The sequence below is a fragment of the Paenibacillus sp. SSG-1 genome, from assembly GCF_002224835.1.
Taxonomy (GTDB): Bacteria; Bacillota; Bacilli; order Paenibacillales; family Paenibacillaceae; genus Paenibacillus_AQ; species Paenibacillus_AQ favisporus.
This window is the reverse complement of the sequence record NZ_MBRK01000001.1, coordinates 237,159-252,059: the sequence shown is the minus strand read 5'-3', so window position 1 is coordinate 252,059 and position 14,901 is coordinate 237,159. Positions and strand designations below refer to the sequence as shown.

The 14,901-nt window shown below is 51.8% G+C and carries 15 protein-coding genes; 5 read left to right on the top strand and 10 right to left on the bottom strand.

The genetic code is table 11. The features are described 5' to 3' along the window. Window positions 1–104: 104 nt before the first annotated feature. The 8 genes from BCV73_RS01420 to BCV73_RS01385 form a co-directional block, all read right to left on the bottom strand. A complete protein-coding gene (locus BCV73_RS01420) occupies window positions 105–1,067 on the bottom strand; it encodes an ABC transporter permease (RefSeq protein WP_076173240.1) in 963 nt (320 codons plus the stop codon). 1 nt (window position 1,068) lies between these two features. Beyond that, entirely contained in the window at window positions 1,069–2,148 is a 1,080-nt protein-coding gene (locus BCV73_RS01415; protein ID WP_076173241.1) for an ABC transporter permease, read from the bottom strand. Then, entirely contained in the window at window positions 2,148–3,683 is a 1,536-nt protein-coding gene (locus BCV73_RS01410) for an ABC transporter ATP-binding protein (protein ID WP_089545708.1), read from the bottom strand. Before BCV73_RS01410 ends, BCV73_RS01415 begins: the two co-directional genes overlap by 1 nt. A gap of 127 nt (window positions 3,684–3,810) precedes the next feature. Next, window positions 3,811–4,848, bottom strand: coding sequence for a BMP family ABC transporter substrate-binding protein (locus BCV73_RS01405; RefSeq protein ID WP_076173243.1), 1,038 nt, complete (start codon window positions 4,846–4,848; stop codon window positions 3,811–3,813). Between the two features lie 574 nt (window positions 4,849–5,422). Continuing rightward, the gene (gene rplT / locus BCV73_RS01400; protein WP_076173244.1) at window positions 5,423–5,782 is read right to left on the bottom strand and encodes a 50S ribosomal protein L20; all 360 of its coding nucleotides are present in this window, start codon (window positions 5,780–5,782) and stop codon (window positions 5,423–5,425) included. Between the two features lie 30 nt (window positions 5,783–5,812). Further along, window positions 5,813–6,013, bottom strand: a complete 201-nt coding sequence (gene rpmI / locus BCV73_RS01395; protein ID WP_076173245.1) for a 50S ribosomal protein L35 — start codon at window positions 6,011–6,013, stop codon at window positions 5,813–5,815. An 18-nt stretch (window positions 6,014–6,031) separates the two neighbouring features. Beyond that, on the bottom strand, window positions 6,032–6,529 hold the full coding sequence (gene infC, locus BCV73_RS01390) for a translation initiation factor IF-3 (protein WP_076173246.1): 498 nt from the start codon (window positions 6,527–6,529) through the stop codon (window positions 6,032–6,034). Window positions 6,530–6,799: 270 nt separating this feature from the next. Beyond that, window positions 6,800–8,038 carry a glycosyltransferase family 2 protein gene (locus tag BCV73_RS01385; protein WP_076173247.1) on the bottom strand — a complete coding sequence of 413 codons (1,239 nt, stop codon included), beginning with the start codon at window positions 8,036–8,038 and terminating at the stop codon, window positions 6,800–6,802. A gap of 807 nt (window positions 8,039–8,845) precedes the next feature. On the opposite strand from BCV73_RS01385, the gene BCV73_RS01380 reads away from it, so the two are divergent. Further along, entirely contained in the window at window positions 8,846–9,373 is a 528-nt protein-coding gene (locus tag BCV73_RS01380) for a phosphatase PAP2 family protein (RefSeq protein WP_089545707.1), read from the top strand. 51 nt (window positions 9,374–9,424) lie between these two features. Next, window positions 9,425–10,558 (top strand): MGDG synthase family glycosyltransferase, encoded by a 1,134-nt coding sequence (locus tag BCV73_RS01375; protein WP_076173249.1) that lies wholly within the window; start codon window positions 9,425–9,427, stop codon window positions 10,556–10,558. 22 nt (window positions 10,559–10,580) lie between these two features. Here BCV73_RS01375 and trmB read toward each other — a convergent pair whose 3' ends face one another. Beyond that, window positions 10,581–11,342, bottom strand: coding sequence for a tRNA (guanosine(46)-N7)-methyltransferase TrmB (gene trmB / locus BCV73_RS01370; RefSeq protein WP_089545706.1), 762 nt, complete (start codon window positions 11,340–11,342; stop codon window positions 10,581–10,583). A 198-nt stretch (window positions 11,343–11,540) separates the two neighbouring features. Beyond that, on the bottom strand, window positions 11,541–11,738 hold the full coding sequence (locus BCV73_RS01365; protein ID WP_076173251.1) for a hypothetical protein: 198 nt from the start codon (window positions 11,736–11,738) through the stop codon (window positions 11,541–11,543). A 380-nt stretch (window positions 11,739–12,118) separates the two neighbouring features. On the opposite strand from BCV73_RS01365, the gene mnmL reads away from it, so the two are divergent. The 3 genes from mnmL (at window position 12,119) to BCV73_RS01350 (ending at window position 14,843) form a co-directional block, all read left to right on the top strand. Next, window positions 12,119–13,072, top strand: a complete 954-nt coding sequence (mnmL, locus tag BCV73_RS01360) for a tRNA modification radical SAM protein MnmL/YtqA (protein WP_089545705.1) — start codon at window positions 12,119–12,121, stop codon at window positions 13,070–13,072. Window position 13,073: 1 nt separating this feature from the next. Further along, on the top strand, window positions 13,074–13,655 hold the full coding sequence (gene mnmM / locus BCV73_RS01355; RefSeq protein ID WP_089545704.1) for a tRNA 5-(aminomethyl)-2-thiouridylate-methyltransferase MnmM: 582 nt from the start codon (window positions 13,074–13,076) through the stop codon (window positions 13,653–13,655). Between the two features lie 219 nt (window positions 13,656–13,874). Continuing rightward, a complete protein-coding gene (locus tag BCV73_RS01350) occupies window positions 13,875–14,843 on the top strand; it encodes a type I phosphomannose isomerase catalytic subunit (protein WP_089545703.1) in 969 nt (322 codons plus the stop codon). Window positions 14,844–14,901 lie beyond the last annotated feature (58 nt).

The window sequence follows — 14,901 nt, the reverse complement described above, 5'->3', positions numbered from 1 at the left end:
AATCCGCTGCTGTTTCAATGTCATGCCGCCCTGCTTTGCTGGATGCTAATCAAAAAAAGCTGCACTCCAGTTGAATGGAATGCAGCCTTTTTGCGGTTCGATTATTATCTTTTTCCCGGATCGTACGGTTCCCCCAGCGCAGCCGGCGCAGACGAGCGTCCCACAGCCGCCACCAGAACGATAACGGTGAGTACGTACGGGAGCATGTAAATAAATTCCTGCGGAATGTCATGCGCCCAATCGAAGAGCTGGAAGTAGTTCCCGATCGCCTGGGAGAAGCCGAAAAATACAGCTGCCCCGAACGCACCGAGTGGATTCCATTTCCCGAAAATCATCGCAGCGATCGCGATAAAACCTTGGCCTGAAATCGTATTATGCGAAAACGTGCTCGTCGTCGTGAGCGTAACCGTGGCTCCGCCAAGCGCAGCCAATGCACCGCTGATCATGACCCCGATATACCGCATCCGGCGCACTTTGACGCCAACCGTGTCGGCGGCGCTTGGATGCTCTCCGACCGCGCGCAGACGAAGGCCGAAGGAGGTTTTGTACAAGATATACGAAGCGACAATGACGACAATAATAGCCAGATATGTTGTCGGGTAATTGCTGAATATGCCTTCCCCGATAATCGGAATTTTGGAAAGGAGAGGAATCTTCCACTTTTGGAGACTCTCCATCAGCAGTGGAGTTTCTCCCGCACCTTCAAACATCAGCTTGACCATATACAGCGTGCTTCCTGTTGCCAGGAAGTTGATCACGACGCCGCTGATCACCTGATCCGCCTTAAAGGTGATCGAGGCGACGGCATGAATCAGCGAAGCGACTAGCCCGATCACGATCGCAGCGAGCATGCCGATATAAGGGGAAGCCGCCCCCATGCCTGCATCTTCCGCGTAATAGGATGCGACGCCGGCCGCAAACGCACCGAAGGTCATCAAGCCCTCAATCCCGATGTTGGTTACTCCGGAGCGTTCAGAGAAGATGCCGCCCATGGCAGCAAAGATAAGCGCTGTCGAAAAAACGAGCGTCGTATTCAGCAGCTGGCCAATTGTTGTGATCCAATCCATTTTACAACACCTTCTCTTTCTTGCGCTTCAGATAGAAGGGCTTCAGAACCCAGCGCACAATGCCTTGTGCAGCAATAAAGAATATGATGGATCCGATAACGATCCGGATGATTTCCGGCGGCACGTCCGCACCAAAGCTCATACCCGCGGAGCCGTAAGTCAGCGTACCGAACAAGGCGGCGGACAGCAGAATGCCGAACGGATGGTTCATGCCGATCAGCGCCACCGCGATTCCATCAAAGCCGACGCCCGGAGACCCCGTGAAGATCGCCTGGTAATGGAATACGCCAAGCACCTGAAAGGCACCGCCCAATCCGGCGAAAATACCGCTGATGAACATGGCTTTCACGATATTGCTCTTTACGTTCATTCCCGCATATTTCGCGGCATCCCCGTTATGTCCTACGGCCCGCAGCTCATACCCCTGCTTGCTCTTCCACATGAACACATAGAAAAACACAGCTGCTAGAATCGCAATGACGGTTCCCCAGTGCATACGCGCATCGCTGAACATGTCGGACAACCAGCCGATCGAAATCGACGCTGTATCCTGGATGTCCTCAGAGCGCTGCTGGCCCTTGAGAAGCAGGAAGTTTCTAACGATATAGTTACTCAAATACAGGCCGGTCCAGTTCAGCATGATCGAAATAATAACCTCGTTTACGCCCCGCTTAGCTTTGAGATAGCCGGTAATTCCCGCCCAGATTCCTCCGGCCAATCCGCCGGCGATGATCGCGACGATGGCATGCAGAACGATCGGCAGCCCGGTCAGCTTGATCCCGACCGCTGTCGCGGCCGTCATGCCGACGATGTACTGACCTTCCGCCCCGATGTTGAACAGGCCTGCCCGAAACGCAAAGGCGACGGCAAGACCGGTCATGATCAGGGGTGTAATTTCACGGATCGTTTCCCCGAAATCGTACAGGTTTCCAAATACGGTGCTGAACAGGGAACTGTACGCCAGAATCGGATCGTACCCCCCGATCAGCATAATGATGGCCCCTACGATGAGTCCAAGCACGATCGATACGAGAGGCGTCAACAGGCTGTTGACGGTAAAAATTTTAAATAATTTATTCATTAGGCCTTACCTCCCGCAACCTTGCTGCCCGCCATCATCAGACCCAGCTCCTGGTCATTCGTGTCCTCCGGCCGCACTTCGCCGACGATCTGTCCTTCGTAAATGACCGCAATCCGGTCGGACACGTTAATGATCTCGTCGAGCTCAAAGGAGATCAGCAGCACGGCTTTCCCCTTGTCCCGCTGCGCAACAAGCTGCTTCTGCACAAACTCGATCGCACCGACGTCAAGTCCCCGCGTCGGCTGCGCCGCGATGAGCAGATCCGGATCTTTATCTATTTCCCGGGCTATAATCGCCTTTTGCTGATTACCGCCGGATAAAGCACGAGCCTTCGTCTCAATGCTCGGCGTTCTGACGTCAAATTGCTCGATCAGGCGTTTCGCCTGGTCGTCAATGGCGCTTTTGTTTAGGAAGCCGCCTTTGTTGTAAGGGGCTTTATAATACGTTTCCAGCACCATATTTTCACTCATGGAAAAATCAAGGACAAGCCCGTGTTTATGGCGGTCCTCCGGAATATGCGACACTCCGCTTTCCGAAATGAAACGTGGTGGTTTGTTGGTAATATCCTTGCCGTTGATTTCGATCAGTCCGCTGTCGACCTTGCTCAGGCCCGTCAGCGCTTCGATCAGCTCGCTCTGCCCGTTCCCGTCAACGCCGGCGATGCCGAGAATTTCCCCTGCACGCACCTGGAGATCAAGCCCGTTCAGAACGGGGATTCCCTCTTTGTTTTTGGACACCAGATTTTTCACATTAAGCACGGTTTGCTTCGGTACGGACGGCTGCTTGTCCACCTTAAAGGAGACGCTGCGGCCCACCATTTTCTCGGCAAGCTCGTTCGGATTCGTCAGGGACGTCTTCAAGGTGTCGATGACTTTCCCCCGTCGAATAATCGTCACCGTGTCGGAAATTTGCATAATTTCCTTGAGCTTGTGCGTAATTAAAATAATCGATTTACCTTCGGCAACCAGCCGCTTCATAATTCCCATAAGTTCGCCGATCTCCTGCGGTGTAAGCACGGCTGTAGGCTCGTCGAAAATAAGAATGTCAGCACCGCGGTAAAGCGTCTTCAAGATCTCGACGCGCTGCTGCATCCCGACGGATATGTCGTGAATCTTAGCATGCGGATTAACCCTCAAACCATACTGGTCGGACAGGGCCTTGATCTTGGCAACCGATGCTCTGTAGTTCAGATGGACCCCGGCAATTTTGGGCTCCATCCCCAGAACGATATTTTCGGTTACCGTAAACGGCTGAACCAATTTAAAATGCTGATGCACCATGCCGATGCCCAGCTCGATCGCTTTATTAGGACTGTCAATGATGACGGGTTTGCCGTTCACTTCGATACTGCCCTCATCAGGCTGGTACAAGCCAAACACGATATTCATCAAGGTCGACTTCCCCGCACCGTTCTCACCGAGCAGTGCATGAATTTCGCCCTTGTGCAGCTTCAAGCTGATCGAGTCGTTGGCAACGATGCCGGGAAAGCGTTTGGTAATTTGCTTCAACTCAACGACAGGGGTCGCTGCATCCATGAGATCACCCTTATCACATATTTTGCGGCCTCTGTTTGGGCCATAACGTAAGACAAGGCTAGTCATAATAACCAGCCTTGCCGTTTGGTACACATGAATTATATCCGTTCAAATTATCGTTATGGAATTATTCTTCAGGAACTTTGATCTCGCCGTCGATGATTTTTTGCTTGAACTCATCCACTTTTTTCAGGACATCTGCAGGAACGTTTTTGCTCGAAGTATCGGCCAGACCTACGCCGTTTTCTTTCAGGCCGAGTGTCTCATGACCGCCTTTGAACGTGCCGTCGATGACTTCTCTTGTTACTTTGTCTACAGCTGTCGTTACACCTTTAACCATAGATGTCAGCGTTACTTCGTCGCCAAATTCCAGGGATTGGTCTTTGTCTACACCGATAACCCATACTTTTTGGCCTGCTTTGTTGCGGGCAATGGCTTCGTTAAACACGCCAGTACCTGTTGCACCGGAAGCATGGAAAATAATGTCCACGCCGTCGTTGTACATCGTGGCTGCAGCCGCTTTACCTTGGTCAGGCTTGTCAAATGCGCCGGTGTAGTTGATGATCACTTTCGCATCCGGATTCGCTGCGGCAACGCCAGCTTTAAAGCCGGCTTCAAAGCGTTTGATAACCGGAATTTCGGAACCGCCGACAAAACCGATTTTGTTCGTTTTTGTCATGGAGCCTGCTACTACACCAACGAGGAATGCCCCTTCGTTCTCCGCAAAGGTAACGGAATGAACGTTAGGCGCATCGACTTCAGCATCGATAATCGCCATTTTGGCATCCGGGTTTTGATCGGCTACCGTTTTCATATCAACGCCAAGGTCAAAACCGATCCCCCAAGTGAGGTCGTATTTGCCTTTGACATATTTGTTCAGGTTCGGAACATAATCTTCTTTGGACTTACTTTGCAGATACTGGGCTTCGATCCCTTTGTCCTTCTTCAATGCTTCCAATGCTTCCCAAGCGGATTGGTTAAAGGATTTGTCGTTAACCCCGCCCACGTCAGTCACGAGACCGACCTTCACGCTAGATTTTGCTGCGCCGCCTTCTTCGCTGCCGCCGGACGAGCTGCTCGTATCTTCGTTCTTTTTACCGCAGCCGGCCAGTACAACTGAAAATGCAAGCAGCATAATCAGCGACAATTTGAACATTTTCTTCATTAACTTATAGTCCCCCTAGAATGAATTATATCCTTTCACCTGTCTTCGCCCTTCAGCAATTGATCTATGGTCAATTAATTGCTTGTGAAGGCTTGTTCAAATGTCGGACATTCCACAGAACAGATTATACATTTTACCTACGCCAAAATCCAGCAAATTTACGTCAGAAAATAAAACTTTTTTAGTGAAAAATCAAGGGAAAACGCTTTATTTTGCCATAAATCACACAGCCTGTTATTCCCATGGAAGAGTAGCTGTCTATAAGCTCACCTGATGTCGATTCTCGAATGAAAAGATGCGTGAAATTAACATTCATACCCATTCATGAGTGGGGCACCCGGTACCTGCGACTCTAGGTTCTGATTTATGTTAGCTAGCGGGGCTTTTTCTTGTTGGGGATATAATTCTTATATCCAGAGAAACACGTCTATCGGTGTACGTTCTATGAAGCCAGACCGCTTTTAGCGGAGGTCTTTCTTGCGATATAAGGTAGTTTAGTTCTCTGATGTACTTTCTTTCTTATATCTTAAAAAAACCGCCGGTTAGGGCGGTTTTAATATGCATTACAAGTATATTACGCGTTGACTTTCTCTTTGGCAACCGATGCGATCGAGTTGAACGCGTTGATGTCGTTAACGGCCAGGTCAGCCAGCATTTTGCGGTTGATGTCCACGCCAGCCAGTTTCAGACCATGCATCAGCTTGTTGTAAGACAATCCGTTCATGCGGGCTGCAGCGTTGATACGCACGATCCACAATTTGCGGAAGTTCCGTTTCGTCTGACGACGGTCACGGTATGCGTACACGAGGGATTTCATAACCTGCTCGTTAGCTGTTTTAAAAATGCGGTGTTTGGAACCGAAATAACCTTTTGCAAGTTTCAATACTTTTTTATGTCTACGACGAACGACGAATCCGCCTTTTACTCTTGCCATAATATAAACCTCCCAAAAATGTGTGATTAACTATTTCAAGTTCGCCAAGCCTTGTTTCAAGCGTCTTACGTCCCCCGGCGCCATTTCTGGGTTGCCTGCCAATACGCGTTTAGCGCGCTTGGACTTGTGGGAAAGCAAATGGTTTCTGTAAGCTTTGTAGCGAGTCACTTTACCGGAACCGGTAACTTTGAAGCGGCCTTTAAGGCTGCTGTGTGTTTTCATTTTAGGCATTGTACTTCCTCCTCAGGATCATTGGGCTTTTGGAGCCAAAATCATAATCATGCTGCGTCCTTCCAGCTTCGGCTGACGCTCAACGCTGGAGTGCTCGGCAACTTCTTCCCTTACACGCTCCAGAATCTTCTGGCCGATGCTCGCATGCGCGATTTCGCGTCCGCGGAAACGAACGGAGCATTTGACCTTGTCGCCTTCCTTCAGGAACTTGACGACATTGCGGAGCTTAGTCTGGTAGTCGTGCTCATCAATGTTTGCTCGGAACCATACTTCTTTAATATCAACGATTTTCTGATTCTTCCGGGCTTCCTTCTCTTTCTTCTGCTGCTCATAGCGGAACTTGCCGTAATCCATGATGCGGCACACCGGCGGCTTCGCCTGCGGCGCCACGTTCACCAAATCCAGATTCAAATCCGCTGCCATCTGCAGAGCCTCACGAAGGGGCTTGATGCCAATCTGTTCGCCTTCAGCGCCTACCAAGCGAACTTCCTTCGCCCGGATCTCCTCATTGATCATATGTTCCTTACTGATAACCGTCCACCTCCAGATCTAATAGGTATTTCTGTGTGCAGAAGCAAAATAAAAAGGGATGCGGGTATCATCACCCAGCATCCCTATGATCAACTCTTCATGAAATATCGCATTCACAAATCATTGGATCAGTAACCCGCCAACCTTCGTCGGTCAGGTGAGAAGCTGGAGCTTCTGCTTTGAATCCATTTCGTATTTAAAGCACTCAAATAATTTAACACAGGGCCCGGACAATGTCAACCCGCTTCCAGGCGTTTACCCCTGCTTGCTCTGAACCTCTTCCAGTCTTACCACGCGGGTATGCTGGGTATGGCTCCACTGCTTGTTGTTCTGCGTGAAGAACGCATAGAACGTGATTGGATACCAGGAGATCAGATAGATCGGGAAGAGCACCAGGTACAAATATACCTTCTTGAAGGTGACCTTCTCCAAAATCATCGCAGCCAGGAACGTAAAGACGTTGGCACCGATCGCCACAAAGCTCAGCCACAACGGCAGATAGCCGTAGAGGTTGGCGATGTTCGGACCGTCGAAGAACGTATTGTCCACCCAGATCGTGGCCGTCATCAGGAATGTCAAGAGAACGATGTATACGTTCGCCCCGTACAGCGCCAAGTCCAGCTTGACGATGCTGCGTTCCTTGATACTTTGCCAGATCAGCGGGAAGAAATAGCGGCGCGCCACCGTAAAGTGTCCCTGCATCCAGCGAAGGCGCTGTCTTGCGGAAGCCTTGAACGTCAGCGGCTTCTCGTCGAACACCTTGGCGTCGTAGTTGAATTTTGGATAGACGCCGCGCTTCACGCTGCGCATCGTAAACTCCAAGTCTTCAACCAAGCTGGTGGCCCCCCAGCCCATTTCCTTCAGCAGGTTGGTTTCAAAGCACATCCCCGTACCGCCGAGGAAGTTGGCCATGTTCATGTTATGGCGCGACAGCTGCCACAGACGGTTGATGTACCAATATGAAATCCCGTAAGCAGCCGTAATCCAGGAATCCTCGGGATTCTTGGTGTCGATGTATCCTTGAATGACGCGTGCGCCGGAGCACAAATCGTCGTTCATTTCTCTCAAGAAATTCGTATCTGCCAGGTTGTCGGCGTCAAACATGACGACCGCATCATACTGGCGGGGCATGGCCCACAGTTCCTTCAGCATCCACTCGATGGCGTAGCCTTTGCCGCGAAGGTTGTTGTTGGTACGTACGCAGGCGTTCATGCCATGCTCGCGCACGATGCGTGCCGTACCGTCTGTGCAGTTGTCACAGATGACAAACACGTCGTACAGCTCCTTCGGATAATTCAGCTGCTTCAAGTTCTCCATCAGAGCCCCGACGACCTGCTCTTCATTGTGCGCTGCAACGAGCACAGCGAAGGACTTGGTCGGTTCAAAATGCTGCTTCCTCTTTTTCCTGTACAGTCCCAAAATGGAAAATACAAACTGGTACACACCGATCGCGGCCAGCAAAACCTGGAGCGCGATAAAAATGGCGTCTAACATGACTCTCAGAACCCCCCTTTTTTACCCCTCATAATCATGTTTCTCTCTGTAGTATAGATTGAACTAAAGTTTGTTGAACTTCCTGTTATAACGGTCCAATGCGGTCCTGTAACGTTCATTTCTTTAGTTCATTCTATATAGATTACGGTAAAGCCGTTACCCTTTTCTAATTCTTTATGACCCTTTTGACCTTTTACATTCTTTTACGTTTTGTTAACGCTTCGGATGACCCTATCGATTTTCCACACTTTTCAGTCATTTGTCAAAACCGTAAAACCTCGTATTCGTCTAAAAAAACGGTAATGAGGCGGTTTCCTGACGGTTCAGCCCCTTACGGGCTCCTATTCATGACTGTTAGTTCTTATTTTCATCTCTTTTCCGGGTTTTTATTTCTCAGGTCCCCCCTTTTTTTAGTCATCAGTTTCCATGATTATCGGCATACTTTATAAATAAACGAGATAAAGCCAAGAAAAGTTATACTTTAAACATCAATTCTTAATAAACGGATTGCACCCGTTTGAATCATTGTAAAGGTTCCTCCGGGGGAAGTCAAAGTTGGCCAATTCCTTGCCGGGCCCCATTTTTCCGCGAAAAATGGCTTTGGACAAGATCGGCCGATTCCCGACAAAGTTCACGGGTGGTGTCAAATAACGACCCGGTATTGGGTTATATATTATAAGAAGGGGACTTACGAAGTTATAGTTTCTGCTCCCTTCGGAAATATGATAAAATTTAGAAAAACATCGCATGAGTTGTCCATGATCTGCCATTATTTCATAGAAGATTGGCTGTACACGGAGGGATGGAATGAGACGTTTGTTCAAGAAACTTCAATTATGGGACCGGCGTCTTTTCCAATGGATCAACGGACGTCTTCATAATCGTTTTTTCAATTTTTGGCTGTATTATTTGACGCATCTCGGAGGGGCTACGTTTACGATCTGTGCCTGCCTCCTGTGCTGGGTCCTGGCCCCGCCGTCATGGAGCACCCAAGGCGCCCAGGCCGCCGTCGCTCTGGCCGTCAGCCACATTCCGGTGGCGGCAGCCAAGAAAATGTATCCCCGGGTCAGGCCGCATCTCGCCCTGCCGGGAACCCGCACCTTTCGCAAGCCGCTGGTGGACCATTCGTTTCCATCCGGGCATACGACGGCAGCATTTTCCTTGGCAGTTCCTATGATGATCGGGCATCCTGAGTGGACCGCGCTTTTTTTGGCTTTAAGCCTCGTGGTCGGATTTTCCCGGATGTATTTGGGACTTCATTACCCATCCGATGTGCTCGCGGGAGCAGTAATTGGTACTTCCGTAGCTACAGCAACAGTTGCATTGTGGCCCTAAAGTCGATATGGTGGGTATAAGGAAAAACATGCAGGAACAGGTGAATTGAGAGTGATGAAAAAAAGAGTATTGTTATTATCTGAAGGCTTCGGTGCGGGACATACTCGAGCTGCTTACGCACTCTCAAGCAGTCTGCGCAAGCTGTCGCCGAGTGTGCAAACCAAAGTGCTTGAGCTCGGAAGCTTCCTGAATCCCAAGGTCGCACCGCTCATTATTACCGCCTACAAGAAGACCGTTCTTTCGCAGCCGAGGCTGGTTGGAATGATGTACAGGCACCAGTATAAAAAGTCACTGAACCGGTTTACGACATTAGCGCTTCACCGCATTTTTTATACACATACCAAAAATATCGTCAATCAGCTGCGGCCCGACATCGTCGTCTGCACGCATCCGATTCCAAGCGCGGTCATTTCCCGCTTGAAACGGCTCGGTTCGAACATTCCGCTGTGCACGGTTATCACGGATTACGATGCCCACGGCACCTGGATCAGCCCGGAAGTGGACCGCTACCTGGTCTCTACCCAGGAAGTGAAATCGAAGATGCTGGAGCAGGGCGTCGCCGCATCCAAAATCGAGGTCACCGGTATTCCGGTGCATCCGAACTTCTGGGAGCATCCGGTCAAGGAAGAGATCCGGGAGAAGTTCGGGCTGAAGAACATGCCCACGGTGATGGTCATGGGCGGCGGCTGGGGTATTATGAATGACGAAGTCATCAACAATTACCTGACCCGCTGGAGGGACGAGATTCAAATCGTGTTCTGCCTCGGCAACAACGAGAAGGTCCTCCGCAAGCTCGAACAGGATCCGAGCTACAACCATCCCAACATCCGGCTGATCGGGTTTACCCCCGAGGTCGATAAGCTGATGGAAGTTTCCGATCTGCTCGTGACGAAGCCTGGCGGCATGACCTGTACGGAAGGTTTGGCCAAGGGCATCCCGATGCTCTTCCATCATCCGCTTCCCGGACAGGAAGAAGAGAACTGCCAGTACTTCACCGCCCAGGGCCTTGGAGAGCCGATATCCTCTCTGGAGGTCATCACGAAGTGGATGAACAAATTGATTCACGAATACGATTCGATCCAGCAGCGCCGCGAAGAGCAGCTGAAGAGCATTGACCGCTACCGGCCGATGCAAAGCGCCCAGAGCATCATCGACATGCTGGAATCAAATAAGGTGCCTTCCTGAGGGAAGGCACCTTATTTTGTATTTATGGTTGTTCGATGGAGGCCTCTTCCGGCTGCCCCGGCTTGTCCGGCCGCAGTCCGTATTTGTCCAGCCGTTGTTTCTGATACCGGCTCAGCGCTTCCTTGCCCACAATCACCTCACAGCGGTGAATGTTGATGCCCTGACCTACAAATTTAGTCTCATACTCGGTCATGACATGCTCTTCGTTCGGTCCTTCGCGGTGCAGATTCAACGAGATATTCGTCATCTGCAGACCGTAATCCGCAAAGGAATTCAGCGAAAATTCAAACAGCGTCTGCGAGTCGGTCTTCAGATGAATTTCGCCGTTATCGTTGAGCAGACCGCAGTATTTGTCGAGGAAACGGGGATGTGTCAAACGGCGGCGGGCATGTCTCGCCTTCGGCCAAGGATCGCTGAAATTCAGGAAAATCCGCTCAAGTTCTCCCGGCGCAAACACTTCCTCCGCATATTCGACATTGGCCAGCGCCAGCCGCAGATTCGGCGGATATTCGACCTCCCGTTCGGCCCAGGCGATCTTAGCTTTCTCGCTGGCCCGGCGAATCAGTTCATCATACATATCGATGCCTATAAAATTAATGTCCGGGTTGCGATAGCTCATCTGGCTGATAAACTGTCCTTTGCCCATGCCAAACTCCACGTAGATCGGCCGGTCGTTGCCAAAGAGCGATGACCATTTTCCTTTATACGACCGGGGGTCCAGAACGACGAAGCCCTGCTGTTCTTCCAGACTTTCCCGGATTCCTTTTCTTCCGCGTAAACGCATCTCATACCTCCGCTAGTTATACTTCCGTCCTGCCGCGGCACTTGCCGCTACTGCAATATTGTGCCGAACTTAAGCCGAAATGTAAAGAGGCAAAGCTTGACTCGCCCCAAAAGAAAAAGAATCCCGGTCTCTCTCATGCGAACACGAGGAATTCGGAATTCTTTTCCATTATCTATTTGGAATTGGGGTCCAACGGTTTCATTGTTGATAGTCTACCGCATCTTGATGCTGAAAATCAAATGTCTTTTCGAAGGCGTTGCGAATTTTGCGGCGGGCAGCCGCTTTCACTTCCGGATTGCCGTTAAATTCTACGCCTGTCAGGGCAAGCGCCTCATCAGGAGTCAGCTCTACAGAAATCTTGCCTTTACCTTGTGTCTCAGCAGTTGAAGAATTCATCATTATCACCTCACGGTTAATATGTTGGCCATGACGTCACGCTTTTATGAATTCTATAAAGTATTTACCCCGAAACCGGGGTGCTGACGCTAATTAAAATATAACACTTCATGTAAGTTTTATCAATGGAATATTCGCCTGATTAGCGGCATAGCGGCGCTGTTTTTGAAACATTTTTTTGCAGTCTATGAACCTGAAATATCCGGGTATTTCGCCCCGATTCATGGAGAACCTCTATATGAAATAACGGCTCAAAATCCAAGGGGAGAAAAGCCCGTAAATCTCAGCGTTTCCCACGGGCCTCCTCATACCCTTTAGGCCTGATTTTTGTTACAATAGAGCAAGCGTAAGCCGCAATGCACAATAAAGGAGTACCATCCATGAACAGCCCAACCCTTTCTTCTCCCCTGCTGTGGGGCGATAAAAGATTCCATACGTGGAATTACGAGATGCGGGAACAGTTTAACGATAAAGTGTTCAAGGTCATGCTGGATGCCGGATTCACCTGCCCCAACCGCGACGGTTCAATCGCTAGGGGCGGCTGCACCTTCTGCAGCGCCCGGGGCTCGGGCGACTTTGCCGGCAGCCGGCGCGACGACCTGATCACCCAGTTTAACAGCATCCGGGACAAACAGCATGAGAAGTGGCCGCACGCCCGATATATCGGTTATTTCCAGGCCTATACCAACACGTACGCGCCCGTCGATGTGCTTCGCGAGTACTATGAAGTCATTTTGGAACAGCCGGGCATTGTCGGCTTGTCCATCGCCACGCGGCCGGACTGCCTGCCGGACGATGTGATCGAGTATTTGGCCGAGCTGAACGAGCGGACCTATCTGTGGGTCGAAATGGGGCTGCAGACCATTCACCAGGAGACATCCGATCTGATCAACCGTGCGCATGACACCCAGTGCTTCATCGACGCCGTGGAGAAGCTGCGGAGGCATGGCATCCGGGTATGCGCGCATATCATTTTCGGCCTGCCGCAGGAAACCCACGAAATGATGCTGGAGACCGGGCGCGCCGTGGCGAACATGGACGTTCAAGGCATCAAAATCCATCTGCTTCACCTGATGAAGGGTACGCCGATGGTCAGGCAGTACGAAGCGGATCTGCTCCGCTTCCTGGAACAAGATGAATATATTAAGCTGGTCGCGGACACGCTTGAATTTCTGCCGCCCGAAATGATCGTTCATCGCCTGACGGGTGACGCCCCGCGGAAGCTGCTGATCGGCCCAATGTGGTCTCAGGAGAAATGGGAAGTGCTGAACGGCATCGACGCCGAGCTCGAGGCACGGGACAGCTGGCAGGGTAAGTATTGGAGGAAAGTATAGCATGGGGTTTCTTTCCGTTCTTAGCTTTGCCCACAAACAAATCGCCGAGCGTCTGAGTCCCGGGGATATCGCCGTGGATGCCACGATCGGTACAGGGGCCGATACGCTCTTTCTGGCCAAGACGGCCGGTCCCAAGGGGCACGTCTACGGCTTTGACGTGCAGGAGCAGGCGTTGACCCTGACCCGGCAACGGCTGGCGCAGGAAGCACCGGAGCGGATCGCTCCGGTGACGCTGTACCTGCAGAGCCATGCCGCGATGCGGGAGGCGCTGCCGGAGGGCGTGCACGGCCGGGTCGGGGCGGTGATGTTCAACCTCGGCTACCTGCCTGCCGAGGAGGCGGACAAAGCCGTCATCACCACGCCGGACAGCACGATTGAAGCGCTGGAAGCCGGCTTGTCCCTGCTGAGACGGCGGGGCATTATGACGGCCGTGCTGTATCCGGGTCATGCCGGCGGCGATCTGGAGGCCCAGGCGGTAACCGCTTGGGCCACCGCCCTGCCCCAGTCATCGGCCCAAGCCGTCATATACAGGCAGCTGCAGCGCGCGGATGCCCCTTATGTCATTGCGCTGGAGAAAAAATAGCGCGCTGGCCGCTCAAGCGGCTCGTGCCGCGAACTTCCGCCCCACCAGGCGGTGCAGCATGCTGAAACACTTTGAAACCGTTGTGCCCAGGGCCCCTGCCGCCCTCTTCATCCGGATAGATTCCGGTCCAAGGGGATCGGCCCGGCCCAAGGTATTGTTTTACATAGTAGCGGTTTATCCCAAGCGATCACACGAACCCAAGAAAGGAACGATGAAGACATGACACAACCTTATCCATTATTATTTCAGCCGGAGTTTAAAGAACGCGTATGGGGAGGCCGGGCGCTCGAACAGTTCGGGCTGCAGATTCCGGAGGGACATATCGGCGAGGGCTGGATGATCGCCGATCATCCGAACGGCACGACTTCCGTGATTAACGGGGAGCTGAAAGGCCAAGGCCTGGACCAGGTCCGCGAACAATTCGGCAAGGAATGGTTCGGCGCCAAGGGATTTTCCGAGAAAAACGGCCGTTTCCCGCTCCTGATCAAGCTGCTGGACTGCAATGACGACCTGTCGGTCCAAGTGCATCCGACCGACGACTATGAGGGGCTGCCGAAAGGCGAGCTCGGCAAGACGGAAATGTGGTACGTGCTGGACGCCAAGCCGGACGCCAAAATCATCTACGGCCTTAAGGAAGGCGTTACACGCGAGGTGATGAAGGAAGCGCTCGAGAACGGAACCGTCATGGACAGCCTGCAGGAAGTTTCCGTCGAAGCCGGAGACACGTTCTATATCCCTGCCGGCACGGTGCATGCGCTGTGCGCCGGTGTAGTCGTAGCGGAAATCCAGCAGAACTCCGATACGACATACCGCCTCTACGACTACAACCGTCCGGGATTGGACGGCAAGCCGCGCGAGCTGCACATTGAAGATTCGCTGAACGTCATCGCCTACGAAGGATCCGGGGCCACCACGATGAAGACCGCCGGCAGTGCTGCGGGCGAATGGCTGCAGCTGGCGAAGTCCCCTTATTTCATCGTGGAAAAAGGAATCGTGGACGGATCCTGGAGCCTCTCCACCACGCCGGACAGCTTCACCATCTTGGTCGTATGTGACGGCAGCGGCTCCATCGCCTGGGACGGCGGCTCGCAGGACTACAAAGCCGGCCAGTGCTTCCTGCTTCCGGCTAATCTCGGTCAATATGAGCTAAAAGGAAATGCTACCGTTCTCCGTTCCTACCTGCCTTAAGCCTATAGGGCACGGGGCATTTCTTCTGATTCATCTGTCATTCACGAAAGAATGAAGG

What these genes read in the sequence shown, in the direction of transcription:
- BCV73_RS01365 (WP_076173251.1), bottom strand. Translation starts at nt 11,738, where the DNA reads ATGAATTCTTCAACTGCTGAGACACAAGGTAAAGGCAAGATTTCTGTA.
- BCV73_RS01405 (WP_076173243.1), bottom strand. Translation starts at nt 4,848, where the DNA reads ATGAAGAAAATGTTCAAATTGTCGCTGATTATGCTGCTTGCATTTTCA.
- mnmL (WP_089545705.1), top strand. Translation starts at nt 12,119, where the DNA reads ATGAACAGCCCAACCCTTTCTTCTCCCCTGCTGTGGGGCGATAAAAGA.
- rplT (WP_076173244.1), bottom strand. Translation starts at nt 5,782, where the DNA reads ATGGCAAGAGTAAAAGGCGGATTCGTCGTTCGTCGTAGACATAAAAAA.
- BCV73_RS01410 (WP_089545708.1), bottom strand. Translation starts at nt 3,683, where the DNA reads ATGGATGCAGCGACCCCTGTCGTTGAGTTGAAGCAAATTACCAAACGC.
- BCV73_RS01350 (WP_089545703.1), top strand. Translation starts at nt 13,875, where the DNA reads ATGACACAACCTTATCCATTATTATTTCAGCCGGAGTTTAAAGAACGC.
- infC (WP_076173246.1), bottom strand. Translation starts at nt 6,529, where the DNA reads ATGATCAATGAGGAGATCCGGGCGAAGGAAGTTCGCTTGGTAGGCGCT.
- BCV73_RS01415 (WP_076173241.1), bottom strand. Translation starts at nt 2,148, where the DNA reads ATGAATAAATTATTTAAAATTTTTACCGTCAACAGCCTGTTGACGCCT.
- trmB (WP_089545706.1), bottom strand. Translation starts at nt 11,342, where the DNA reads ATGCGTTTACGCGGAAGAAAAGGAATCCGGGAAAGTCTGGAAGAACAG.
- rpmI (WP_076173245.1), bottom strand. Translation starts at nt 6,013, where the DNA reads ATGCCTAAAATGAAAACACACAGCAGCCTTAAAGGCCGCTTCAAAGTT.
- BCV73_RS01380 (WP_089545707.1), top strand. Translation starts at nt 8,846, where the DNA reads ATGAGACGTTTGTTCAAGAAACTTCAATTATGGGACCGGCGTCTTTTC.
- mnmM (WP_089545704.1), top strand. Translation starts at nt 13,074, where the DNA reads ATGGGGTTTCTTTCCGTTCTTAGCTTTGCCCACAAACAAATCGCCGAG.
- BCV73_RS01420 (WP_076173240.1), bottom strand. Translation starts at nt 1,067, where the DNA reads ATGGATTGGATCACAACAATTGGCCAGCTGCTGAATACGACGCTCGTT.
- BCV73_RS01385 (WP_076173247.1), bottom strand. Translation starts at nt 8,038, where the DNA reads ATGTTAGACGCCATTTTTATCGCGCTCCAGGTTTTGCTGGCCGCGATC.